Consider the following 23,922-nt stretch of genomic DNA (forward strand, 5'->3'; position numbering starts at 1 on the left):
GGCGAACGATAAGTAATCACACGGTAATCATGACTGTCATTATCAAAACCCTGGAAGACATCGAGAAAATGCGCATTGCCGGCCGACTGGCCGCCGAAGTGCTGGAAATGATCGGTGCCCATGTTGTTCCCGGTGTCACTACCGAGGAACTGGATCGCATTTGCCACGACCATATTGTCAACAAGCAGGGCGCCATTCCTGCCCCGCTGAATTACAAGGGATTCCCGAAATCCATCTGCACCTCGGTCAACGAAGTGGTCTGCCATGGCATTCCTACCGACAAAAAACCCCTGAAAAGCGGTGATATCATCAATATCGATATCACGGTGATCAAGGATGGTTACCATGGCGATACCAGCAAGATGTTCATGGTCGGCGATGTCGCCGAGCACGCACAGCGCCTGGCCACCGTCACTCAGGAATGCATGTACAAGGGCATTGAGCTGGTACGCCCTGGCACACGCCTTGGCGATATCGGTTTTGCCATTGCCCAACATGCCCACGCCAACCATTATTCAGTGGTTGAAGAGTATTGTGGACACGGCATCGGCAAGGGCTTCCATGAAGAGCCCCAGGTCCTGCACTACGGCCAGCAGGGCACAGGTCTTGAACTGGTGGCGGGCATGACGTTCACCATTGAACCCATGATAAATGCCGGCAAAAAGCAAACCAAACTCAAGCCCGATGGCTGGACCGCTGTCACCAAGGATCGCCGCCTCTCTGCCCAGTGGGAACACACCATACTGGTAACCCAGGATGGCGTGGAAATCCTCACACTGCGCAATGATGAGCAGATCCCCTTTACCACCAGTACCTTTACCGCTTAATCTTCACCACGATGATGCAATAATACAAACAGGGTCTCCTTGATGAGACCCTGCTGCTGGCAGCCCGCTGCCAGATATCAGATCCAACGGTGACCAGGATAACCAGAATGAACGCTGTACTCACCGAACAACAGCAGTCAGAACTCTTTGACCGCGGCCAGTTCCGAGCGGAACTCACCCTCTCCAGCACCGCTATTCCGGCTTACAAAAAGTGCCTCAAGCAAGCTGAAACCACCATGAACCAGTGGTTCGACGAGGGCGTCCCCATTCAGGCACTGGTCAGGGGACGCGCCTGGCTGATTGATCAGGTTCTGTCGCTGGCCTGGGAACACCTGTTTGGCGGTCGTGACGATATTGCGTTGCTGGCAGTCGGCGGTTACGGCCGTGGCGAACTCCACCCTTTTTCGGATATTGATATCCTGATCCTGCTGCTGCAGGATGACCCCGAGCCTTACCGGGAAAATATTGAACAGTTTCTGACCCTGCTGTGGGACATCAACCTGCAGGTCGGGTCCAGTGTCCGCTCGGTTGAAGAGTGCGCCCGTCAGGCCAGTACCGACCTGACCATCATTACCAACCTGATGGAATCCCGTACCATCACCGGCCCCGAACCCCTCCGCAGCCGGATGATGTCCCTGATCAGCACCGACAAAATGTGGCCCAGCCAAACCTACCTGCAGGCTAAATACGAGGAGCAGCGCAGCCGACACCGGAAATTCAACCAGACTGAGTACAACCTGGAACCCAATATCAAGAGTTCACCGGGCGGCCTGCGGGATCTTCACATGCTGGGCTGGATCACCCGGCGCCATTACGGCACAGACCAGCCGGAAGACCTGGTCAAGGTCGATTTTCTCACCGAAACCGAATACGACATGCTGCTTCGCTCCCGGGACTTTCTCTGGCAGGTACGCTGGGGACTGCACCGCCTGAGCGGCCGGGCTGAAGACCGTCTGCTGTTTGATTACCAGCGCGGCTTAGCGGCGCATTTTGGCTACCATGACACCAATGGCACCCTGGCCATTGAGCAGTTCATGCAGAAGTACTTCCGAGCCGTCATGATTCTGGGCGAACTGAAGGATCTCCTGCTCCAGCACTTTGACGATGAAATGCTGTCTTCTGACAAGGAAGAAGACATCATCCCGCTGAATGAACGCTTTCAGGTACGCAACAACTATATAGAAGTGATCAACGACCAGGTCTTTTCCGATTATCCACCAGCGATTCTGGAACTGTTCGTCCTGATGACGCGCAACCCGTTCATCCTTGGGCCCCGCGCCACAACCATTCGCCTGCTGCGAACCCACCGAAACCTGATTGACGACACCTTCCGGAATGATCCGGAAGTGAACCAGCTGTTTATTGAGTTGATGCGCGCCCCTTATGCCCTGACCGCCAATCTGCGCCGCATGGTTCGCTACGGTATTCTGGGCAGTTACCTGCCGGAGTTCAGGCGCATCATCGGCCAGATGCAGCATGACCTGTTCCACATCTATACCGTCGATGCCCATACGCTGCTGCTGATCAAGCATCTTCGCCGCTTCAATTACCAGGAAAGCGAAGAACCTTTCCCGGTCGCCTGCGAAGCCAAACGTCGCATCAACCGCCCCGAATTACTGTACATTGCCGGCCTGTATCACGACATTGCCAAGGGCCGGGGCGGCGATCACTCCGAACTGGGCGCCGAGGATGCCCTGGCGTTTGGCCAGAGGCACGGCCTGAGTGAAGCGGACGGCGCCCTGATCGCCTGGCTGGTACGCAACCATCTGGTGATGTCGATGACGGCACAGCGCAAGGATCTGTCCGATCCGGAAACCATCAACCACTTCGCCCAACTGGTAGGCGATCGGCGCCACCTGGATTACCTCTATTGCCTGACGGTCGCCGATATCAACGCCACCAACCCGACCTTGTGGAATGGCTGGCGCGCCAGCCTGCTGCGCCAACTGTATCGGGAAACCAGCCGTGCCCTGCTACGCGGCCTGGAAAACCCGATCGACAAACACGAGCTGATTGCTGAAACCCAGCACATCGCCCGGGAATTTCTGCGTGAAAACAGTGTCAACGATACGGCCGTGCAGACACTTTGGGACACCTTGGGAGACGATTATTTCCTTCGGCACACACCGGAGGAAATCGCATGGCATGCCTCAGGCATCCTGCACCATGGTGACAGCGATACCCCACTGGTCCTTATCAGGGAAACGACAGAACGTCATTTTGAAGGTGGTACAGCCGTTTTTATCTACGCCAAAGACAGCTCCAACCTGTTCGCCGCCACGGCTGCCGCGCTGGATCAACAAAACCTCAGCATTCACGATGCACGGATTATTACATCGTCGGGCGGTTTCAGCCTGGATACCTTTATCGTACTGGAAAGCAATGGTTCACCGATTGGGGACAACCCCGGACGCATTGAACGTCTTTGCAACCGCTTAAGCAAAATCCTGAGCAACCCCGACTCTTTCCAGGACATCATACATCGCCGAACGCCCAGGCAATTAAAGCATTTCTCGAAAGCGCCTGAGGTCATTATCAGTAATGACATGCTGAATAATCGCACCGTTGTTGAAGTCTATGCGACAGACCGGCCAGGCCTGCTTGCCATGATGGGGAAAACCTTTTCGGAACTTGATATCCGTATTCAAAATTCCAAGATCGCCACACTGGGCGAGAAAGTGGAAGATGTCTTTTTCATTACGGATCAATCAGGCAATGCCATTAGTGACCAGGACTTATGCAGCCGTTTGAAACAAACGCTATGCATGCGTCTGCAAGACTACGCCAATCAGGACGCACTGGGACAATGACGTGAACGCAGTGCTGGTTGCCAGACAATCAGCACTGCATTTCTTCACCGCTATTGTTTCGTAGCCTGAAGAACCAAGGGCATTGACCACAAACACGGCTGTTGCACGTTATCCTTCGCTGCTTCTGGACAGAGACAAACACCATCACAGCAAGCAAACAATAAAATCAGCTGACACCCCTGCACCATGCCATCAATACACTCAGGCTGTTCTTTTACGCACAGTGTCACTTGACCGCCTGACGCCTGAACGGCAGCCAATGCTTCCTGAGAAAAGCCGGCAACCAGGTTTTCCATATAATGTAACGGCTTGTCGGTCTTGGATGCACTCTCATCAGCGGACACTACATCGGAATTATCTATCGGCAGATGCTCCAGTGAGCTGTCAGGCTCAGGCGCATGAGTCGCTGCGTGATCAGCAGCAGATATTTCTTCATTCGTAACTGTGCCTTCATCAGCCGTTTCCGGCTGATCAGATAGGGTTTGAGTTTGCTCGCTATCAGCGCTCTCATCATCACCAGGCTTTAGCTGTCCAGTGGCCGATGGATCATCAATAACAACAACGCCCTCTCCCGCCTTTTCTTCTTCGCTACTGACAAGCGCTTGATCAGACAATGGTTCCTGGTCTTGTTCAGCACCCACGGGCATATCCTGTGCCCCTTCTCCAGAAGGTATCTCAGTGCCTACAGTTATCACGCCCTCCTGGCTATCGGCAACTTCAGCCTCAAAAGCGTCCTGTTCTGTATTGATTGACACAGACTCAGTCGTCAACTCCTCAAGTGAACCAACCGACTCATCCGTCATGCCAGAAATCCACTGCGAGTATTCGACAAATGGAATCTGATCCCGGGTTCGGCCAACCATCTGAAGGAATGCCGTGTAAGCCTGAAAATCCTGCTCATAATCTTGGGAACCCACTGGACTGTACCCAAGAATTGCATCAATTCGATCAATATCCAGGCTATATAGCAGGTCATTATCCGCCGACAGGACTCTGACCGGCAGCGCTGGAAAATAGGCCGTCTGTTGCTGGTGATTATGCTGATAGGTCACTGCGCCTTCATTAAGCGCTATCCATAAAACCAGTGGAAATGACGGCTTAAAATAACTGACCGCACCATTCGCACTCAGCCACGCCTTTATGTCCAAATCATCCGGGGCGCTCTGATAGATGGAATTATATTGGCTCTCATCATAGTTATTATTTAAGGCCTGCAGTATGTCGATCTGCTTTTTTGGCAACAATTCATGCCAGGCTTCACTATAAGGATCGCTATAACCATGATAACCAAGAAAAAGAAGATTAGTTTTATCGGCGCCGTAATTGGCGACAGGAACGAATGCATCATTAATCACTGAGGATTCAGGAATCAACTGTGCGTAAAGCCCTCCTGTAAGCAATAAATCCTTTACACCCAGGGCAGCAATATTGTGCCCTTTATTAAGAAAACTGAACGTATCAAATACCACACCATGATCGCGTAATCGTCCTAGCTCTGAGAGTGAACCAGACGTCAATGCAGACTGATCAATGGTATCCCACAACAAGATTTTTACCGTTTCCACCCCTTTTCCATAGAGGTCACTGGCAAATGCTGCCAGTTTTTGAAGGCGTGCAGCATCATAGTACAACATCGATGCATCAACCGGGAAAACAGTCACTGACGCCAAGCGTGATGCCAGCGCTGAATCAATCGCGACCTGACGGGTATCAGCAATCATGGACGACTGAACATACAAGTGAATCTTGCCACTGAACCCTTCCAGCTCACGGGCCAATATGACATTAACCTGCTGACTCAAATCATCAGCATCAGCAAGTGCCTTTGACCACATGAGCGTGCGCCCACCCCGATCTTCTATCAACGGGTCGCCGTCATGTCGATTAATATACAAGGCGGCATCTTCTGTACTACCTAAACCGTGTACCAGCGCCCAGGCGTGGGCAAACTCACTCTTCTGATCGGAGAGATAGACGGACTTATACCGTTCAGTCTCATAGACTGTAAACAGCTGCACCGTTTTGCCGCACAGGTATTTGGTATCAAACCCCAAGGTTTCTACAATAAATCGCTGATCACCGGCTTTGGCTGGCGTGACAGCAATTGTTGCTCGACAGGTTTCCTTTGGGCGGACCAACGGACATGATTGCTTGTCCAGCAAAACCTGTCCATCAGTCTGAGTAATCCGCAATACGATATCAGCGGCTTCTACTGAACGATTCGTGATGGCGAGTTTCAACAACCCTTTATCGCCTTTGACCAAGTCGCCTTCCGTTTCGACCTGAATATGAAACATAGCCTCAGCCGACACCAGGCTGGAGAATCCACTCAACAACAGGAATAGCCCGATAAACAACGCTTTCATAACACGATTCTCAGAAATGCCAGATCAATCCCAGCAGTAACTGCTGGCTAGTCAGATCATCTGTTTTCAGCTTACCGCTATAACGCCCCGGTTTGTCCCGTCCGGACTCCACTTTCCCGAGGTTCGCGTACTGATAGCCCATATCCAGTAACAGCTCTTCCGATATAGGAATGAGTATGCCAATACCTATCTGCCAAGCTGGCTCATTACGCGTAGCACTTTTAAATGGTGTGATTGGGTCAGGGCTTTTAGCGGTACTATCTGTCGGAAAAATATCTTTTTCACTGTATCCCGTAAAACGATTACGTGAATAACCCAACCCGGCTGAAATATAAGGCTGCAATTCGGGCTCATGCATTAGCCAATAAAAAGCGCCTTCCAGCATTAACCGCTGATGCTGGGTTTTGTATTGATAACTGTAATCCCGAAAGCTGCCCTCACCATGGAGATCAATGTACCCTTTGTTTTTTATCTCATTTTGCCAATACCACGCAGCCCCCACCGATAATCGATAGGTACGATAATTGAAATCAATCCCTGCCCCAAGCCCCACCACAGCAGCATTGTCCGATTTATCATGATTCTCGTAAGAATCAATGATGACCTTATTAGCCTGATTAATAACATCCATATCTTTTTTTAATTTCGATTCAGTATGGGAGTAACCAAGCAAACCCTTCAAATAATAATCATCGCCATGACTTATTGTTGGTATGCAAAAGGTGATAAACGTTAAAAACCCTTTGAAGGACATACGCAAACAGGGTGAGATACTCATATTGTGCCAGCCTGCCGAACAGCAATATCGTTAGATAATAAAAACCGCTTCCTGTCACGACACGTGTAAAGTGACAACAATCACCATGTCCATGAAATAAGAATCCATGGCAGTCTAGCCCGCTTTGATCACACTGCAAGCAAGCGCCATTAAAGCATTGCTGTAGAAACGATAAAATTGATAAAACGCCGGGGGAAAAGACAATACAATACGCGTATGATAAATCCCGGAGCAACAGGGATATACCACAGGACACCCCATGATCACGATGTATGGCATCAGCAACTGTGACACGATCAAAAAAGCCCGTCGCTGGATGGATGAAAATAACATTGCCTACCAGTTTCACGATTACCGCAAAGACGGTCTGACCGAAGCCCAACTGACCCAATGGACTGACAGCCTGGGCTGGGAGGCACTGCTTAACCGCCGGGGCACAACCTGGCGCAAGCTCCCTGAAGCAACCCGTGACACGATCGACCACGCTTCGGCCATTGCCATCATGCTGGAAAACCCGGCCATTATTAAGCGACCCTTACTGGTTGCCGGTGATCACTATCAGCTGGGATTTCAGCCCGCACAATGGCAGACGCTCCTGACAAACTGACAATTGTCGCCAGCAGGCTTGATAATCCGGCAACATGCCCCCATCTCACCCGCACAAGGATCAAAGAGAAGAGCACATGAGCACGTTTTTTTCCCTCGCTGCCGGCATTGGCACCAAGAACAGCAAAGGTGAGTGGCTGGACGTTTACTACCCTGCCCCTCTGTTCCAGCCGTCCTTCAAAATGATTGAAAAAATTGGCCCTGTTGTAGGCTATGTGGGCGGCAATGTCGTGGTTGAGCTGGACAATCCCACCTGCCACGCACTCGAAAACATCTTCTCTCAGCACGGATTGACCGAGCAGGCGGCCATCATGGCGACCCTCGAGGATTCAGAAAGCCCGAAAATCCTGACGCTACTGGAAAACGACCTGGCGCCGACCACCACGCCGGAAGCCTATCTCAAGCTTCATCTGATTTCTCATCGCTGCGTCAAACCTCACGGCATCAACCTCACGGGTATTTTCCCGCTGCTGCCCAATGTCGCCTGGACCAATGAAGGCGCCATCGACCTGGAAGAACTCCCCCAGCGCCAGCTGCAGGCTCGTGCCGCCGGCCGGACACTGGAAGTGGCCTGCGTCGACAAATTCCCCAAAATGACCAACTACGTTGTGCCTGCCGGCGTCCGTATCGCGCATTCAGCCCGTGTCCGGCTTGGCGCCTATGTGGGTGAAGGCACAACCGTCATGCATGAAGGTTTCATTAACTTTAATGCAGGTACCGAAGGCCCGGGCATGATCGAAGGCCGGATTTCCGCCGGTGTGTTTGTTGGCAAGGGATCAGATCTGGGTGGCGGCTGCAGTACCATGGGCACCCTGTCCGGCGGCAATGATGTGATCATCTCTGTTGGCGAAAACTGCCTGATCGGCGCCAATGCCGGTATTGGTATTCCCCTGGGCGACCGCTGCACCGTAGAAGCCGGCCTTTACCTTACCGGTGGTTCCAAAGTGCAGCTACTGGATGAAAATCGTCAGGTGGTCGAGACCGTCAAAGCCGCCAGCCTGGCCGGCAAGTCTGACCTGCTGTTCCGCCGGAATTCTATCAATGGTGCCATTGAGTGCCTGACCAACAAGTCGGCTATTGCCTTGAACGAAGAATTGCACGCGCATAACTAAGCATGTCCGTCGAAGGTAGCGGGCCATTACCATTACCCGCTACCGACGGCTATTGATACAGACTCCGTTTAGACTTTTCCTGCCTGATACACTCTAATCACGACCGGAATTCACACAATTCCTTTCAGACTGGCCCGGTGGTACACTCCAGTTAGTTAGCCACCCTAACCATTTATTATTATGCATCTTTCTCAGTCATTTGATTACATAGAGCGTTATCTGGCCAAACTCTGGCGCAGTGACGACGTCGGCAGACAATTCGAACACGTCACGTTTAATGAATACGATTACCTGAAAGCCGTACAGACACTCGGTCGACCAAGGCTGTCTGATCTGGCCGCTGAAATGCGGGTTCAGAAACCGTCTGCGAGTACCATGGTCGCCAAGCTGGAACGCCGTGATCTACTCAAACGGACGCCTTGCCCGGATGACAGACGATCAACACGCGTCAGCCTCACGCGCCAGGGGGAAGCGCTCATGGCACTGGAAGACAAACTATTTGGCGATATGACCCAAAAGATCTGCGCAGCCATGAGTGAGGAAGAGTACCAGATACTGGAAACACTTCTGGACAAGGCCTGTCGCTGCCTGCAGGACAGCGCTTCAGTAAAATCAACGCCAGATTAAAGGATAGCAGCCGACATATTGATGCCAAGATCACTTTTTATAATTAGTTAGCCTAACAAAATATGGAACCAACACAGATAACCACTCCCTCTTCAGACCTGGGCACACAACCCATTCTTCGGCTGTTCTGGCGTTACGCCATTCCGGCCGTTGCCGCTATGGTCGTTAACGGCATTTATGTCCTGATTGATGGCATATTCATTGGCCGAGTTGTCGGTGCAGAAGGCCTTGCCGCCCTGAATTTTGCCTGGCCGGTTGCCGGTATCATTCTCGGCGTCGGCATCATGATTGGCATGGGCACCGGTACGTGGATGTCCATCAGCCGAGGGCAAAACGACCATCGCAAGCCGCGCCTTTATATTGGTAACGCATTGCTGTTGCTGGTTATCTTTGGCCTGCTGTTTCCACTGGTCTTCCTGCCGCTGGAAGAGCCCATGCTGACCCTTCTGGGCGCAACCGGTTACGCTCACGAACTGGCCGCAGATTACCTGACCATTTTGATCATCGGCAGTATTGCGGCCCTGACTGGCGCCGCCCTGCCCCTGATGATCCGCAATGATGAACGGCCACACCTGACCACCATCATCATGGCAACCGGCGCCATCCTGAACATTGTGCTGGACTGGCTGTTTATTGTGGTACTGGGCCTGGAAGCCGCAGGCGCTGCAATGGCCACGGTGTTAGCGCAAGCCTCAGTCGGTCTCTGGGGCATTACCTATTTCCTGAGTCATAGAGCCAATACCCGTATCAATCATACTGACCTGCGTTTCTCGTGGGTTTATACCCTGAGAACACTCAGCGCCGGATTACCCAGCCTGTTCATGTTTTTTTACTATGGCTTTGTACTGGCAATCCATAACCGGTTACTGATGGATTATGGCGGCGTGTTAGCTGTCGGCGCATTCACCATCGTCGGTTATGTCCAGGCAATCTACTATATGTTCTCTGAGGGTGTAGCCACAGGCATTCAACCACTGGTCAGCTATAACCATGGTGCTGGCAACCGTCAACGGTTGCTCACCACCCTGCGGATTGGCTTGGGAACCGTACTCAGCATCGGGATTGGCAGCGTACTGCTGATTAACCTGTTCCCGGAAGCGATTGCCTTCATCTTCAACAAAGATGATATCGCCCTGCAACAGATGACGGTAACGGCGCTTCATCTACACCTGTTCTCCATGTTTCTGGATGGATTTATTGTCCTGACTGCCGCCTGGTTCCAGTCCATGGCCAGATCCCGTGTTGCCAGCTGGATCACGGCGGGTAATATGCTGATCCAGATCCCCCTGCTGTTAGCGCTACCGCCTCTATTGGGTATCACGGGGGTACTGATTGCGTTGCCAGTATCGAATATCATCCTTGCCATCCCGGTTGCCTGGGTTCTCTGGATGGATCTCCGGACACTGAAGAGCCCACAACCTCACCCGGTTTCAGTCCAAACACCTGCCTGACCCAAAGCACAGGGCGGACGGATAAGATCCGCCCTGCTGTCCTGCCGCATCCTCTCAAAAATACGTGACTTGCCAGAGTCATGCGCTTGCACACATACTGAAAGCCAGCATCAAAATGGAGGAGGAGCTGCTGCATGGGCGTGATTCTTGATTTTCCACATCCAGACAAAGCCAGGGAAGATGATGTTGTTGATACGTTTATCCGGAAAGTAAGTGACAAGATTGGTCTGACAGAGGAAGAGACGACTGCCGTCATTAGCAGCTACCGCTCTGTCCATCCTTCATTGACAGAAAAATTCGAGTCACCCATGGAAATACCTGCAGATATAAACCTGGACGAACGCCAGATTGGTATTATCAATGAAGCACTGAAAGAGCATATGTCCGACCTGTTTGCCTTCTCGGCCAGCATTATCATTGGCTTGCTGGCCCGAGAACAGGTCAATAACCGACAGCCATAAAATAGCTACCGAACAATGAAGCGAGGGTCGCTCGCCCCATAAGCGACAAGCAACCAATAAAGACGCAGTAACGTGCCAGCATGGCGTTGCTGCTCACAACTACGCAAAGCAGTCACGCCTCCCAAAAGACCATGGTATACGCCTGAAAAAGACCTTATTCGACAGTATTGCTTGAGTAAATTACGCGTTATTGCACTATAAACCCGATGATTTGGCTTCGTCCCAAAGCGCATCAAGTTCTGATAGAGAGCAGTCCTGCAACTTTTTCCCCTGCACCTTCAGATGTGACTCAATATACGAAAATCGACGTCTGAATTTATGGTTACAGCCCAACAGGGATTGTTCAGCATCAACCCCGACATGACGCGCCAGGTTAACGCAGCTGAACAGCAAGTCGCCGGTTTCATCACGCACGGCATCGATAGCATCGCTACGCCACGCCTGTTCAAGCTCATCAATTTCTTCGCGCAGCTTATCAAACACTGGCGCAACATCTGGCCAGTCAAATCCCTGTCCCGCCGCTTTAGCCTGAATAGCTTGTGCGCTCTTCAAGGCCGGGAGCGATGCAGGCATATCCTCTAACAAACCTGACGGCTTCTTGCTGGATGAAGCCTGCTTTTCGGCCTGTTTGATTTCCTGCCAACGTCGTTTGACATCCACCTCCTCAACCGCCTCGTTAGCGGGCCTACGTGAGGCCAGTGTCCCGTCAGGGAAAACATGCGGATGGCGACGAATCAGTTTTTCAACCAAACCATCCAGCACCGAGGAAAAATCAAACAATGATCGTTCATCCGCCATTCTGGCGTGATAGATCACCTGGAACAGCAGGTCACCCAGTTCCTCTTCAAGATGGGGATAGTCTGCACTGGCAATCGCATCCGCCACTTCGTGGGCTTCTTCCACGGTGTAGGGTGCGATGCTGGCAAAGTCCTGGCGAATATCCCAGGGACAGCCCGTCTCCGGATCACGGAGCCGGGCCATTAGATGAAGAAGGTCTTCCAGGGTGTACTGGGCCATTTATCGTCCCTTGCGGTGCCTGCGCGCCTCAATGACATTGGACAACTGACTGATTTTGGCCAATATACGACCAAGATCATCCAGTGTCCCAATCTCGATGGTCAACAGCATAGTGGCAATGTTGTCTTCCTTCGACGTATGCGTATTCAGATCAAGAACGTTGACTTTTTCATTGGCCAGTACCACGGTGACATCTCGCAGCAGGCCGGAACGGTCATAGGCCACGACCTGGATCTCAACCGGATAGGTCTGCTCCTTGCCATCACCCCAGTTCACTTCAATTAAACGATCTGATTCCTGCTCCTGGAGCTGTAACGCATTGGCGCAATCGGACCGGTGAATGGTGACACCCCGCCCCAGGGTAATGTAACCAATGATCGGATCCCCTGGCAGCGGATGACAGCAGCCCGCCATCTGTGTCAGCAGGTTGCCGACACCATGAATAGTAATATCACCGTCATTGCGGGAGGACTTTGGCCGAGTCCGCAACTCAAAGACAGACTCTTCTTCCGGCTCCACCTGACGTTGTGCGGCATTCACCACCTGCATGGTGCGTACATCACCGGCGCCGCAAGCCGCAAAAAGGTCATCTTCGGCGTGGAAATTCATGACTTCCGCCAGCGCACGGAAGTCCACACCCTTGATATCCAGACGCTTGAGTTCAGCCTCAATAAAGTGACGGCCCGCCTCAATGTTGGAATCCCGGTTCTGCTTACGGAACCAGTTGACGATCTTGGCGCGGGCACGGCTGGTCTTGACGTAACCCAGGTTCTGGTTAAGCCAGTCACGGCTTGGTACAGCATTGGAGGCCGTCAGGATTTCTACCTGATCACCGGTATGCAGGGTGTAATTCAGGGGAACGATCCGCCCACCCACCTTGGCGCCACGGCAGCGGTTGCCCACTTCTGTGTGAACGCGATAGGCAAAGTCAACCGGGGTTGCGCCCACCGGCAGGTCAACCACGTGGCCATCCTTGGTGAAGACATAGACCCGGTCCGGCTCAACATCCAGCCTCCACTGGTCTGCCAAACCTTCCACACCATCACCGATCTCTTCCTGCCATTCGATCACCTGGCGCAGCCAGTTGAGTTTTTCCTCATAACTGTCAGCGCCGTTTTTGGTATCGGTTCCCTTGTACTTCCAGTGCGCACACACACCCAGCTCAGCTTCATCGTGCATCGCATGGGTACGAATCTGCACCTCCAGGGTTTTCCCGGCTGGACCTATGACCGCGGTATGCAGGGACTGGTAACCATTCTCCTTAGGCGTGGCGATGTAATCATCAAACTCCTTGGGGATATGGTTCCAGATGGAATGCACGACACCCAGGGCGGCATAACAATCACGCATCTCATGCACCAGGATGCGCAGTGCACGGATATCATAGAGATCCCGGAATTCCAGCCCCTTGCGGCGCATCTTCCGCCAGATGCTGTAGATATGCTTAACCCGGCCGTTGACCTCCGCCTCAATCCCGCTGGCTTTCAGCTCGGTTTGCAAGTGCTCAATGGCATCGTGGATATACTGCTCGCGATCCAGACGCTTTTCGTCCAGCAGTTTCGCGATTTTCTTATAGTCCTGGGGTTTGAGGTAGCGGAACGCCAGGTCTTCCAGTTCCCACTTGATGTAACCAATCCCCAGGCGATGGGCCAATGGCGCGTAAATCTCGAATACTTCCCGAGCTACCCGCTGACGCCGCTCCCGATCCGCATTCTTGACCGCCCGTATTGCACAGGTTCGCTCCGCCAGCTTGATCAGGGCAACACGGACATCATCTACAATGGAGACCAGCATCTTCCGGACTTTTTCCAGCTGATCCTGCTGCTGCCCCAGCACCTGGGCCCGGGCCGGATTCTGGATGGCGCTGATAACCGCCATCCCCAGAACGCCTTTGATCAGTCGGGCGACCTCCTCCCCAAAACGCTCACGCACATCATTGAGCGCGAGCTTATGCTCACGTACCGAGCGATATAACAGTGCGGCGATCAGTGACGTCTGATCCAGCTTCAGTTCGGCCAGGATATCCGTCATCTCCATGCCGATCTTGAGGGTGCTGCTGCCGCTCATCTGCGACCAGCTACTGGGCTTACCGGGATTTACCTCTGCCCCCGCCGCCATATCACAGGCCGCCAGCAGCATCTGCTCGTCCGTAAGATTCACATCACGCTTCAGCCGTCCGAGCCATGACTGAAGATCGACACTTCCATCGGAACCTACCGGGTGATCTTCACGGACCTTAACCATCTACTTGTCATCTCACTTTTTATTAACAGAGGCTGCCTGATGGCAGCCATACAACATCGCCTTTTTCGGCACCGCTGTGGATGCCATTAATCGCGTAGAAACAACGCCATGGTTTCCACATGCACCGTCTGAGGAAACATATCCATCGCCGACAGCCGTGCCAGACGATACCCAGCCTGCTTCAGAATGCCTGCGTCCCTGGCCAGCGTAGCCGGATTACAGGAGATATACAGCAATCGGCCGGGAAGCCGGTCAGCCAAGGTCTCCAGCACTTCACGTGCACCGGTTCTTGGCGGATCCAGCAGACAGGCGTCATAGGTCTTTTGGCTCCACACCTGAAGCAAGATGTCTTGGCTCAGATCGGCCTGCATGAACGCCGCATTGCTCAAGCCATTCATCCGCGCATTCTCACGGCCTTTTTCAACCAATGAGGCCAGCCCTTCCACACCTACGACCTGTCCGGCCCGTGTCGCCAAAGGCAGGGTAAAATTACCCAGTCCACAGAATAGATCCAGTACGGTATCTGTCGGGGCAAGATCAAGCCATTCGACAGCCTGGCTGACCATCTGACGATTGATATAAGGATTAACCTGAATAAAATCTACCGGCAAAAACGCGAGTTTTAAAGTAAATTCCGGTAACCGATAGGTTAGTGATACTTGCCCATCCGGCGAATAACCACAAACAAGCGGATCCGGCTCACTGGACTGGAACCAGAGATGAGCACCATATTCCTCCGCCAGTACCCGCCAGCGATCCTGATCTTGCCCCGATAACGGTCTGATATGGCGTAACAGAATACCCCGACACTGATCCCCCGCAGCCAACTCAATATGGGAAATAGCCCGAGGGTCTGACGTGATTTTCAGCGTCGCTTCGAGACCAGGCAGCAGCGCTTCAAGATCAGGTGCCAGTACGGGACAAGCGGACACAGGAATAATGGTATTACTGCCTGCCGCCCTGAAACCAAGGGACAGCTTCCGGTTCAGCCACCTTACGGCCAAACGGGCCCGGTGACGGTATCCCCAGGGGGGACTCTGCAAAGGCGTCATCAGCGTTTCAGGTTCAAGACCTGCAAAACGCTTCAATTGCCCGAGAACAACATCGGTATGTACAGCCAACTGTCCGGGATGATCCAGGTGTTGAAGACTGCACCCGCCGCACTGTCCATAGATGGGACATTCCGGCGTCTTGCGCTGGGGAGATGGGACGATTATGCGGTCAATCTCTGCTTCCCATAATGACGCCTTGCACTTGACGACTCTGGCGGTGACCGTATCACCCGGCAGGGCGTTCGCGACAAACACAGCGCGCCCTTTGTGCCGTCCGACACCACGGCCATCATGGGTAAGGGAGTCAATGGAGAGATCGAAAGGAGCAGTCGCTCGCGCGTTACGCGTGCGCGGTTGCATCGGCAGAATTCCTGTCAGTAAAACAAGGGCGTATTGTACGCCTGCTGACAGGAACCGCCAGCGCATTTACGGGGAACATACACCGGTCACATTTGTAAAAACGCCGGTAGACAGGTAACGATCACCCCGGTCGCAGATGATGGCCACAATGGTCGCGCCAACTACCTCACGATCCACCTTCAATGCCGCCGCAACAGCCCCTCCGGAAGAAACACCACAGAAGATACCCTCTTCCCTGGCCAGACGACGCATGGTCTTTTCTGCCTCCTCCTGACCAATGTCCACGACCTGATCCACCTGGGCGGCGTTGAAAATGCCGGGGCGGTAGGCTTCAGGCCAACGTCGTATACCGGGAATGGATGCATTTTCTGCGGGCTGCAGGCCAATAATCTGAATAGCGGGATTCTCTTCCTTGAGATAGGCCGATGTCCCCATGATAGTGCCAGTCGTCCCCATGGAACTGATGAAGTGGGTAATTTCCCCCCCCGTCTGCCGCCAGAGCTCCGGCCCCGTTCCCCGAAAATGGGCCAGGGGATTGTCAGCATTATTGAACTGGTCCAGTACACAGCCACGACCTTCCTGTTGCATTTTCAGGGCAAGATCCCGGGCTCCTTCCATGCCCTCCTGTTTCGACACTTCAAGCAGTTCTGCCCCATAGGCACTCATTGCGGCCTTGCGCTCTTCACTCATGTGGTCTGGCATGATCAGCACCATCCGGTAACCTTTCATCGCTGCCGCCATCGCAAGCGCTATTCCAGTATTACCGCTAGTAGCCTCGATCAGCGTATCTCCGGGCCGGATATCGCCACGGCGCTCGGCTTCCTGAATCATGGACAGCGCAGGACGATCCTTCACAGAACCCGCCGGATTATTGCCTTCCAGTTTAACCAGCACCGTATTACGATCCGACGCAGGCAGACGCTGCAATCTGATCAGTGGCGTCTCACCTACCAGATCTTCTATTGTTGGATAGTCCATACCCGTCCGTTCCACTCCTACCCCAAGATCATGTCCGCATCCAGCGATATTCCAGCACCGGTGCCATATTCCTCGCCAGCGTACTCTACCAGACCAACCAGGCGAAGCCGGTCAGTATAACAATGCAGACGATGTTGAGATAAATACCCGCCCTCATCATCTCCCGCTGCTTGATATGACCCGAACTGAACACAATCGCATTAGGCGGCGTCGCAACCGGTAACATGAAGGCACAGGAAGCAGCGACGGCAATCAATACCGACAGAATCAAGGGGGAGATACCCAGGGCTTCTGCAATAGTCGCAAACACTGGCACCAGCAATGCTGCACTGGCCGTATTGCTGGCAAATTCGGTGAGAAACACCACAAACACTGCCACTGTCAATAACGTTACCAGCAGTCCAGCCTGCTCCAGAAAACCACCAATTTCATGGGCCAGGAACACACTGGTGCCTGTCGCTTTCAACACATTGCTCAGGCAGATACCGCCACCAAAGAGGATCAGCACTCCCCACTCGGTGGATTTATCAATATCTTTCCAGTCAACAACGCGCGACACGCCCAGCAACACAATCGCCAGCAAGGCCACCACCGTGTCAAACTTGCTGAAACCACCCAACCAGGCGTTAAGCGGTTTACTGAGTATCCACAGACTGACCGTCAGAGCGAATATGGCCAGGGTCATCAACCGTTGACGATTCCACTCGATCGTCTTGTGATCCAGTTCAAAGGTATGATTCAGATTGGGCTTGAGCAGCAGATAAAGGACACCAACGGCCACCGGCAATAACACCAGGGTCACCGGCAGACCAAAGGCCATCCACTCGGTAAACCCAATACCGACTTCCGCCGCAGCAATGGCATTGGGCGGGCTGCCCACAATCGTAGCAATGCCGCCGATACTGGCGCAGTAAGCAACCCCTAACAGCACAAAGACCAACGTATTGCGCTCATTCTCAGTATCGACTTTTGCCAGCACCCCCATGACCAGCGGTAGCATCATGGCCGCTGTGGCCGTATTACTGATCCACATGGAAAGCCCCGCCGTCACCGCAAACAGCATGATGACAGCCACCGACATACGACCACGGGCCAATATCAACACCTTATCCGCTATTAACTGGTCCAGCTTCTGTTTGTGCAGCGCCGCCGCCAGGGCAAAACCGCCCAGGAACAGGAAGATGATAGGATTGGCAAAACTGCTCAACGCCTGCGGTGTTTCAAACACACCGAACACGACCGCCAGTACAGGCACCAGTATGGCCGTGATACTGACATGCACGGCTTCCGTCAGCCAGAGGATGGCGACAAACGCGATGATACTCAGCCCTGTCACCACATTCTCTTCAAAGGGCAGGGTATTGAGTAACACGGCAAACAGTATGCAGTCGGCAAAAAAGATTAAGCGTTTCCTGTCGAAAAATGCCTGCTTGGAACCCACTTCAGCGACAGCCATAAATGCTCCTGCAACGTTCGGCGACAGCAACCATTTATTACTCACTGCTGCCATTGACGCGATGAACCGGGCTGCATCTTAACGGTTTTATTCCCCGTATTTAAAGCTTTTCCTCCAGCCCCAGGAAACGGTATCAACCAGTAACAGAAACACACAAAATGCTCGCTGTTTTATGCGACAATGCTTGAGCATGGCCGCAACAAACGGCCAGAAAAAATCAATAACAACATGACTCAGCCAGTTTGATAAGAACATGAAAAAGAAACTGACCAGCATCAAGCATCGTGTTCTGCTGCTTGCTCTTCTCCCCGGCCTGGCCGCCGCTATCCTGCTGGGATTCGGGCTGACATGGCTCTACCTGAATGACATCAACCAGCGCCTTGAACAACAGGCAATACGCACGGCGGAGCAATTAAGCCTGCTTAACGGGCATGCGCTTCAGGCAAACGACGGCGATTTATTACAGAGCCTCGCTGATACCTCCCTGAGCCGGCAGGACATACGAGCCGTCAGCATCTACGACAACACTGGCCAGGAAATCATCCATTCCGGCTCCCGCTTTGCACGACAACAGACTCTCAACTCACTACCGGAGACCAGCCTGCTCACACGCCTGGATCAAGGCTTATGCGTCATTACGCCGATTTATGCAGGCAATAGATTGCACGCGATCAACCTGACGCCACCCGGCAAGCCCACAGGCTGGCTCAAGATTCGCTTCTCCCGTGACAGCACCGATATCCACCAATACCAGCTGGTTCTGCTGAGCAGTCTGCTCCTGCTCAGCTCGCTGCTGGTGACGATTGTGGCCGGACTGAGGCTGGCTGGCAGTATTACCCGACCTATCCAGCACATTAGCGACTCAGTTTCAGCAATCAGCCGCGGCAAGCTGGATACCCGTATCCATACCGGCGCGGGAGCCGAACTGGCTCAGTTGGAAACCGGCATCAACCAGATGGTGACCTCGCTGCAGGACGCTTACCAGGAAATGCAGCAGACCATAGATCAGGCCACCGAAGATCTGCACGAAACCATGGAAACGCTGGAGGTGAAGAACGCCGAACTGGACATGGCCAGAAAACGGGCCCAGGAAGGCAGCCGGGTCAAATCCGAATTCCTGGCGAACATGAGCCACGAGATTCGGACACCACTCAACGGCATTATCGGTTTCACCAATCTGCTGCTGAAATCCAACCTTAACGAAACCCAGCGCGAATACCTGACCACATTGCAGAGCTCCGCCGAAGGCCTGCTGGCGATGATCAACGACATCCTCGACTTCTCCAAGATAGAGGCAGGCAAGCTGGTACTGGAAGCCACACCGCTCAACCTGCGCGAACTGGTGGATGAAGTGCTCGCCATTGCCGCACCCACAGCGCACGACAAATCGCTGGAAATAGCCAGCCTGATCTATCGGGACGTACCACTGGATATCATTGGCGATCCGCTTCGCCTCCGCCAGGTGTTAACCAACCTGGTCAATAACGCCATCAAATTCACCAGTGATGGCTCCGTGGTCGTCCGCGTCATGCTCGATCACCGGGAAGACGGACACGCCATCCTCAAGGTCAGCGTCACGGATACCGGTGTCGGCATTTCGGAGACCCAGCAGAAACATCTGTTCCAGGCATTCTCACAGGTGGACAACTCCCGCACCCGAAAGATTGGCGGCACAGGTCTTGGACTGGTGATCTGCAAAAACCTGGTTGAGCAGATGCAGGGAGATATCGGCCTCGAAAGCCATATCGGCGAAGGCAGCACATTCTGGTTCACCCTCAAGGCGCCGTTTGCAACCGAAGGCCAGCTCAGCGCACTGAATTGTCGATTGCCAGGCAAGAAGGTTTTGCTGTTCGAACCGCGCCGCTACACACGGTATGCGTTCGAGCAGCTGCTGGAAGAGTTTGACATGATGGTGCGTGGCTGTGATCAGCTGGCACACTTTGAGGAAGCCCTGACGGAACAGGACCGGGAAATCTTCGACCTTGTGGTCATCGGGCACGACCCTGCCAACCTGGACAGCGACCGGATATTCCAGTTAATCAACCAGACGCCGGATGACACGCTCTTCCTGGTCACCGCCATGACCGGTTACCTCGATAGCATCAGCACCATGGCAACCAAGGCGTCCCACACTGTTCTGACACTGGCTAAGCCTCCCTGCCGGAACCGTTTGTCCCGCGCCATCATGCATGCCCTCAGCAGCCGACTGGAATCACACGCCCCCACAGGTGAACAAATCCAGATCAAGCAGAGCCTGCCAAGACAACCCCACATCCTGGCGGTTGATGACAACGAGGCAAACCTGAAACTCCTTTGCGCCCTGCTGGACGATCTGGGCGTAGAAACCACCGCTGTCAATAACGGGCAGGCGGCCGTTGATATTGCCCGCAACCGCCATTTCGACTTGGTATTTATGGATGTGCAGATGCCCGTCATGGACGGCATGGAAACCACCCGCCAACTCCGGGAACAGGAAGTCTCAGAAAGCCGCATGCCGATTATCGCCCTGACCGCCCACGCCCTGGCAGAAGAGAAAAAGCAGTTGCTGCTGGCAGGAATGGATGACTACCTCAGCAAACCGATCAGCGAATCCCAGCTGCGTCATGTCATCCAAAAGTGGACCGGCCTGAGACTGCTGGCCGCCCAACAGGAGAGCAGCGAAACCGCTCATCCGGCCTTCACCAGTAAAAATGGCATTCCTGTGGTGGATCACTCACAAGGTCTGCATCTTGCTGGCGGCAAAAAGGAGCTGGCGGATGAATTGTTGACCATGCTGCTGGATGAACTGCCCGACGATCGAAACGCCATTATTGATCTCTGGCAGGATCACAACCTGGATCAACTGCTGGAAATTGTCCACAAGCTGCACGGCGCCACCCGTTACTGCGGCGTACCACTGCTGCAGGAAACCTGCCTGGAAGCCGAATCTCTTCTCAAACAAAACAGCAATGCCTTGACGGAAGAGTCCCTCAACCAGGCCATCAAACGACTTCTGGCCGAAATCGACCGCTTGCAGCAATGGCGATCTGTCAGCATGAAAAAACCGGATTATGCCTGATTTGGCGAACCGATAGCCTCAAGCACTATTGGCCGCTTCCACCTCTGACTGGCACACGCGCAATCACCCATGCCAGTGTCAGTCAGGGAATATGCAATTCAGGCTGCGTATCCGGATCATGGGTCAGCCAGCAGTGATTCAGCCGTTCACTGTCGCCCAACCAGTCAAGACACCACTCCAGCGCCGGCCCACGTACTTCATCATTCCAGGCAACATGACAGGTCGTGTTCCAGGGTACGCCATGAATGGCTCGTCCTACCAGCAGCCTACGATCCAGGTAATAACGGGCAAAATGCCTGGGTAGCGTTGTCACACCAATCCCCTGCATGGCGCATTCAATGGCATTACGGAAATTGGGGACAACCAGCACCGAGGGGTTATCATCCAGCCAGTTTTCTCCCGGCCGGAAATAGCGGGCACTGTCTTCTATCGTAATGGTCAGGAAATCCCGCAACTGTTCAGCGGTCAGTGGCGCATCGGCCTGGGCCAGTGGATGATCCGGTGACATGACCAGCTCCCACTCCAGCAGTCCCATGGAACGAAAATCAAACCGACTCTGGCCCGGTATAATCTCAGGCACGGTCTGAGGCGCACCGATCGCCAACTGGCAGCGTTGGTGAAACAGGGCATCCCAACAACCAATGTAGATTTCACCATTAACCACCAATCGTGTCGTGGGAAAGGCTTGATTGAAGGCCCGAATCAAGTCGTACATCACCCCCTGGTTCACCACATTGTCGATGGCGATGCGTAGCTCCCGCTCATACCCCTGTGCGACCTGGCGCGTGCTGTCTTCCAGTTGACGAACCTTATCCAGCAGACGCCCGGCATGCTTGAGGAAGTGTTCACCGGCGGGTGTCAGCGCCACCCGCTTGCTGTCACGGACAAAGAGCTGAACACCCAGCTGCTCCTCCAGCTTTCGTACGGTATAACTGATGGCCGATGGAACCTTGTGCAGGTGCTGGGCGGCCACCGTGAAACTACCATAATGGGCGACAGCCTGGGCTACCTGTATCGACTCAGTCTGAATCATGCCACTCACTCATCGTCAGTTGTCAGAAGAAAACCTGTTATCCCGGCAGCCCGTATGCTGAAAAGAGGGTGGCACAGGAACACCTTGAAGGAGAGACTCCGGGCAGGACAACCTGAACAATTACAACAGCGAGAGTAGCAGGACAAAGACAGAAGAAAGACGCCTATTATCCGACAGGGTCATGGTCAGCACAACGTCCTGAGAAGACGCTCTGCCATAAGCCTCACCATGACAGTAAAAGACGCCATATAGAAAAAAGGCGCCCTTACTGAAGGCGCCTGCTTATACGACGGAATGGCATCAATGCATCAATGCAAACAGGCGGCTCCGGTAACGACGTACGATAGGATCCGCATTCCCCTGCTGCTCAAAGAACTTCAGCATCAAGGTTCGGGCGCCATCTTCACGGAATTCCCGATCACGCCTCACGATGAACAGCAGGCTCTCCAACGCCTGTTCCGGCTCGTCAGCAAGCAGTTGATGAATCGCCAACTGATAGCGGGCTTCATGATCATTTTCGTTGGCCGCCACCTGGGCTTCGACAGATGCACGGTCAGCAATATCCCCCGCCAGCCCCAGCAGAGCCAGACGCGCTTTGGGCTGCGCAATACCCGGCGCATCATCCGGCAGCGCATCCAGAAGCTGTGAAGCATCAGCCACACGCCCCAACTGCAGCAACAGGTTAGCCTGCAGTACCTGCAACCCCATATTTTCGGGTTCTTCCTGCAAGAGCTGCTGTAACAGCTGCAGTGCCTGTTCCGGCTGCCCATCGGCAACCAGGGTTTCAATCTGTGCCTGCACCCGTTCCGCCGGACTCATGGTCAGCTGGTCCAGGATAGCGCGCAAATCACCTTCCTGCTGCATACCTGTCAGCACCTGTACCGGCTTGCCCTCATGCAAAAAGATCAGTGCCGGTATGCTACGCACGCCCAACTGCATCATCAGGCTCTGGGCAATCTGCTGAACCTGCGGATCAGGGTCCTCAGCATTCAGTTTGGCCAGAACAAACTTTCCCTCATAAGACTCAACCAGTTTCATCAGGATGGGCATCAGCATCTTGCAGGGCTGGCACCAGTCTGCCCAGATATCGAGTAACACCGGAACCGATTGTGAGCGTTCCAGCACCTCACTGTGCAAATTGTCCGCAGTGACCTCGATGACATTGGTTGTTGGATTCATGACAGACCCGTGTGATTGTGATTTAGCGATACCCACACAATGGCGTCGCGGGAGCGCGAATTCAAGGGGCAACGCGAACGCAAATATGATGGAACAGCTGACCGCCGATGCGTCATTACGGCCATGGAAAAATCCACCCGAAAACGCCCCGAATGTGGGCATTCAGGTTACCCACATTTTCTGTGGATATCTTTGTGGATGAGCTGGAGAAAAACGCCGAAATCCCCCATCGAACCTCGCAGAATGTTAAATTGGTTACTTTTTGACCAATATTTTTTTCTTTATTAATCAAATAGTTACGAAGTGATTTACGAAAAATCAAGGACTTAGCGCCAAATCATTGACCTTCGCAGAGAGTGATCAAAATTTGTGCATAATTATTGACAAGAGAGAAAAATCGCGCGAGACCGCGACTCAGAGGGGCTATGCAAAATGCAAGTTAAAATTTCAGGAAATTGTTAAAAAAACGGAAGCAGTGAGCTGCCATAAAAGCAGCTCAAAGGGAAG

The 23,922-nt window shown here is 53.4% G+C and carries 17 protein-coding genes; 8 read left to right on the plus strand and 9 right to left on the minus strand.

The features are described 5' to 3' along the window. The first annotated feature begins 29 nt into the window (after nucleotides 1-29). On the plus strand, nucleotides 30-827 hold the full coding sequence (gene map, locus KHS78_RS04765; protein WP_211825664.1) for a type I methionyl aminopeptidase: 798 nt from the start codon (nucleotides 30-32) through the stop codon (nucleotides 825-827). A 107-nt stretch (nucleotides 828-934) separates the two neighbouring features. Beyond that, entirely contained in the window at nucleotides 935-3,637 is a 2,703-nt protein-coding gene (locus KHS78_RS04770; RefSeq protein WP_211825666.1) for a [protein-PII] uridylyltransferase, read from the plus strand. A gap of 50 nt (nucleotides 3,638-3,687) precedes the next feature. Here KHS78_RS04770 and KHS78_RS04775 read toward each other — a convergent pair whose 3' ends face one another. Both KHS78_RS04775 and KHS78_RS04780 read right to left on the minus strand, forming a co-directional pair. Then, complete coding sequence (locus KHS78_RS04775) at nucleotides 3,688-6,003, minus strand: hypothetical protein (protein ID WP_211825668.1); 2,316 nt, start codon at nucleotides 6,001-6,003, stop codon at nucleotides 3,688-3,690. A gap of 10 nt (nucleotides 6,004-6,013) precedes the next feature. Further along, nucleotides 6,014-6,781 (minus strand): outer membrane protein, encoded by a 768-nt coding sequence (locus KHS78_RS04780; RefSeq protein WP_211825670.1) that lies wholly within the window; start codon nucleotides 6,779-6,781, stop codon nucleotides 6,014-6,016. Nucleotides 6,782-7,040: 259 nt separating this feature from the next. Between KHS78_RS04780 and KHS78_RS04785 the strand changes: the two genes are divergently transcribed. The 5 genes from KHS78_RS04785 to KHS78_RS04805 all read left to right on the plus strand — a co-directional run bounded on the left by KHS78_RS04785 (nucleotide 7,041) and on the right by KHS78_RS04805 (nucleotide 11,038). After that, on the plus strand, nucleotides 7,041-7,388 hold the full coding sequence (locus KHS78_RS04785) for an ArsC family reductase (protein WP_211825672.1): 348 nt from the start codon (nucleotides 7,041-7,043) through the stop codon (nucleotides 7,386-7,388). A 76-nt stretch (nucleotides 7,389-7,464) separates the two neighbouring features. Then, a complete protein-coding gene (gene dapD, locus KHS78_RS04790; protein ID WP_211825675.1) occupies nucleotides 7,465-8,499 on the plus strand; it encodes a 2,3,4,5-tetrahydropyridine-2,6-dicarboxylate N-succinyltransferase in 1,035 nt (344 codons plus the stop codon). 180 nt (nucleotides 8,500-8,679) lie between these two features. Next, a complete protein-coding gene (locus KHS78_RS04795; protein WP_211825677.1) occupies nucleotides 8,680-9,126 on the plus strand; it encodes a MarR family winged helix-turn-helix transcriptional regulator in 447 nt (148 codons plus the stop codon). Nucleotides 9,127-9,188: 62 nt separating this feature from the next. After that, nucleotides 9,189-10,577, plus strand: a complete 1,389-nt coding sequence (locus KHS78_RS04800) for an MATE family efflux transporter (RefSeq protein WP_211825679.1) — start codon at nucleotides 9,189-9,191, stop codon at nucleotides 10,575-10,577. 134 nt (nucleotides 10,578-10,711) lie between these two features. Next, nucleotides 10,712-11,038 carry a hypothetical protein gene (locus tag KHS78_RS04805; RefSeq protein ID WP_211825680.1) on the plus strand — a complete coding sequence of 109 codons (327 nt, stop codon included), beginning with the start codon at nucleotides 10,712-10,714 and terminating at the stop codon, nucleotides 11,036-11,038. Between the two features lie 195 nt (nucleotides 11,039-11,233). Here KHS78_RS04805 and mazG read toward each other — a convergent pair whose 3' ends face one another. From mazG to KHS78_RS04830, 5 genes are all read right to left on the minus strand, one after another. Next, on the minus strand, nucleotides 11,234-12,055 hold the full coding sequence (gene mazG, locus KHS78_RS04810; RefSeq protein ID WP_211825682.1) for a nucleoside triphosphate pyrophosphohydrolase: 822 nt from the start codon (nucleotides 12,053-12,055) through the stop codon (nucleotides 11,234-11,236). Beyond that, nucleotides 12,056-14,299: a GTP diphosphokinase gene (gene relA, locus KHS78_RS04815; RefSeq protein ID WP_211825684.1), complete on the minus strand. Its 2,244-nt coding sequence runs from the start codon at nucleotides 14,297-14,299 to the stop codon at nucleotides 12,056-12,058. Nucleotides 14,300-14,385: 86 nt separating this feature from the next. Continuing rightward, the gene (gene rlmD, locus KHS78_RS04820; protein WP_211825690.1) at nucleotides 14,386-15,711 is read right to left on the minus strand and encodes a 23S rRNA (uracil(1939)-C(5))-methyltransferase RlmD; all 1,326 of its coding nucleotides are present in this window, start codon (nucleotides 15,709-15,711) and stop codon (nucleotides 14,386-14,388) included. Nucleotides 15,712-15,777: 66 nt separating this feature from the next. After that, on the minus strand, nucleotides 15,778-16,689 hold the full coding sequence (gene cysM / locus KHS78_RS04825) for a cysteine synthase CysM (RefSeq protein ID WP_211825692.1): 912 nt from the start codon (nucleotides 16,687-16,689) through the stop codon (nucleotides 15,778-15,780). 85 nt (nucleotides 16,690-16,774) lie between these two features. Beyond that, complete coding sequence (locus tag KHS78_RS04830) at nucleotides 16,775-18,145, minus strand: SLC13 family permease (RefSeq protein ID WP_211825694.1); 1,371 nt, start codon at nucleotides 18,143-18,145, stop codon at nucleotides 16,775-16,777. A 253-nt stretch (nucleotides 18,146-18,398) separates the two neighbouring features. Here KHS78_RS04830 and KHS78_RS04835 point away from each other — a divergent pair, with 253 nt between their 5' ends. Beyond that, nucleotides 18,399-21,203, plus strand: a complete 2,805-nt coding sequence (locus tag KHS78_RS04835) for a response regulator (protein WP_211825696.1) — start codon at nucleotides 18,399-18,401, stop codon at nucleotides 21,201-21,203. 82 nt (nucleotides 21,204-21,285) lie between these two features. On the opposite strand, the gene KHS78_RS04840 is transcribed toward KHS78_RS04835, so the two are convergent. Continuing rightward, nucleotides 21,286-22,236 carry a LysR substrate-binding domain-containing protein gene (locus tag KHS78_RS04840; RefSeq protein WP_211825698.1) on the minus strand — a complete coding sequence of 317 codons (951 nt, stop codon included), beginning with the start codon at nucleotides 22,234-22,236 and terminating at the stop codon, nucleotides 21,286-21,288. Between the two features lie 300 nt (nucleotides 22,237-22,536). Continuing rightward, the gene (locus tag KHS78_RS04845) at nucleotides 22,537-23,415 is read right to left on the minus strand and encodes a tetratricopeptide repeat protein (protein WP_211825699.1); all 879 of its coding nucleotides are present in this window, start codon (nucleotides 23,413-23,415) and stop codon (nucleotides 22,537-22,539) included. Nucleotides 23,416-23,922: the final 507 nt, after the last annotated feature.

This window comes from Kistimonas asteriae (assembly GCF_018263925.1).
Classification (GTDB): Bacteria; Pseudomonadota; Gammaproteobacteria; order Pseudomonadales; family Endozoicomonadaceae; genus Kistimonas; species Kistimonas asteriae.

Bases quoted from the DNA above. Each gene is read 5' to 3' on its own strand.
- map (WP_211825664.1), top strand. From the start codon at position 30: ATGACTGTCATTATCAAAACCCTGGAAGACATCGAGAAAATGCGCATT.
- KHS78_RS04770 (WP_211825666.1), top strand. From the start codon at position 935: ATGAACGCTGTACTCACCGAACAACAGCAGTCAGAACTCTTTGACCGC.
- KHS78_RS04775 (WP_211825668.1), bottom strand. From the start codon at position 6,003: ATGAAAGCGTTGTTTATCGGGCTATTCCTGTTGTTGAGTGGATTCTCC.
- KHS78_RS04780 (WP_211825670.1), bottom strand. From the start codon at position 6,781: ATGAGTATCTCACCCTGTTTGCGTATGTCCTTCAAAGGGTTTTTAACG.
- KHS78_RS04785 (WP_211825672.1), top strand. From the start codon at position 7,041: ATGATCACGATGTATGGCATCAGCAACTGTGACACGATCAAAAAAGCC.
- dapD (WP_211825675.1), top strand. From the start codon at position 7,465: ATGAGCACGTTTTTTTCCCTCGCTGCCGGCATTGGCACCAAGAACAGC.
- KHS78_RS04795 (WP_211825677.1), top strand. From the start codon at position 8,680: ATGCATCTTTCTCAGTCATTTGATTACATAGAGCGTTATCTGGCCAAA.
- KHS78_RS04800 (WP_211825679.1), top strand. From the start codon at position 9,189: ATGGAACCAACACAGATAACCACTCCCTCTTCAGACCTGGGCACACAA.
- KHS78_RS04805 (WP_211825680.1), top strand. From the start codon at position 10,712: ATGGGCGTGATTCTTGATTTTCCACATCCAGACAAAGCCAGGGAAGAT.
- mazG (WP_211825682.1), bottom strand. From the start codon at position 12,055: ATGGCCCAGTACACCCTGGAAGACCTTCTTCATCTAATGGCCCGGCTC.
- relA (WP_211825684.1), bottom strand. From the start codon at position 14,299: ATGGTTAAGGTCCGTGAAGATCACCCGGTAGGTTCCGATGGAAGTGTC.
- rlmD (WP_211825690.1), bottom strand. From the start codon at position 15,711: ATGCAACCGCGCACGCGTAACGCGCGAGCGACTGCTCCTTTCGATCTC.
- cysM (WP_211825692.1), bottom strand. From the start codon at position 16,689: ATGGACTATCCAACAATAGAAGATCTGGTAGGTGAGACGCCACTGATC.
- KHS78_RS04830 (WP_211825694.1), bottom strand. From the start codon at position 18,145: ATGGCTGTCGCTGAAGTGGGTTCCAAGCAGGCATTTTTCGACAGGAAA.
- KHS78_RS04835 (WP_211825696.1), top strand. From the start codon at position 18,399: ATGAAAAAGAAACTGACCAGCATCAAGCATCGTGTTCTGCTGCTTGCT.
- KHS78_RS04840 (WP_211825698.1), bottom strand. From the start codon at position 22,236: ATGATTCAGACTGAGTCGATACAGGTAGCCCAGGCTGTCGCCCATTAT.
- KHS78_RS04845 (WP_211825699.1), bottom strand. From the start codon at position 23,415: ATGAATCCAACAACCAATGTCATCGAGGTCACTGCGGACAATTTGCAC.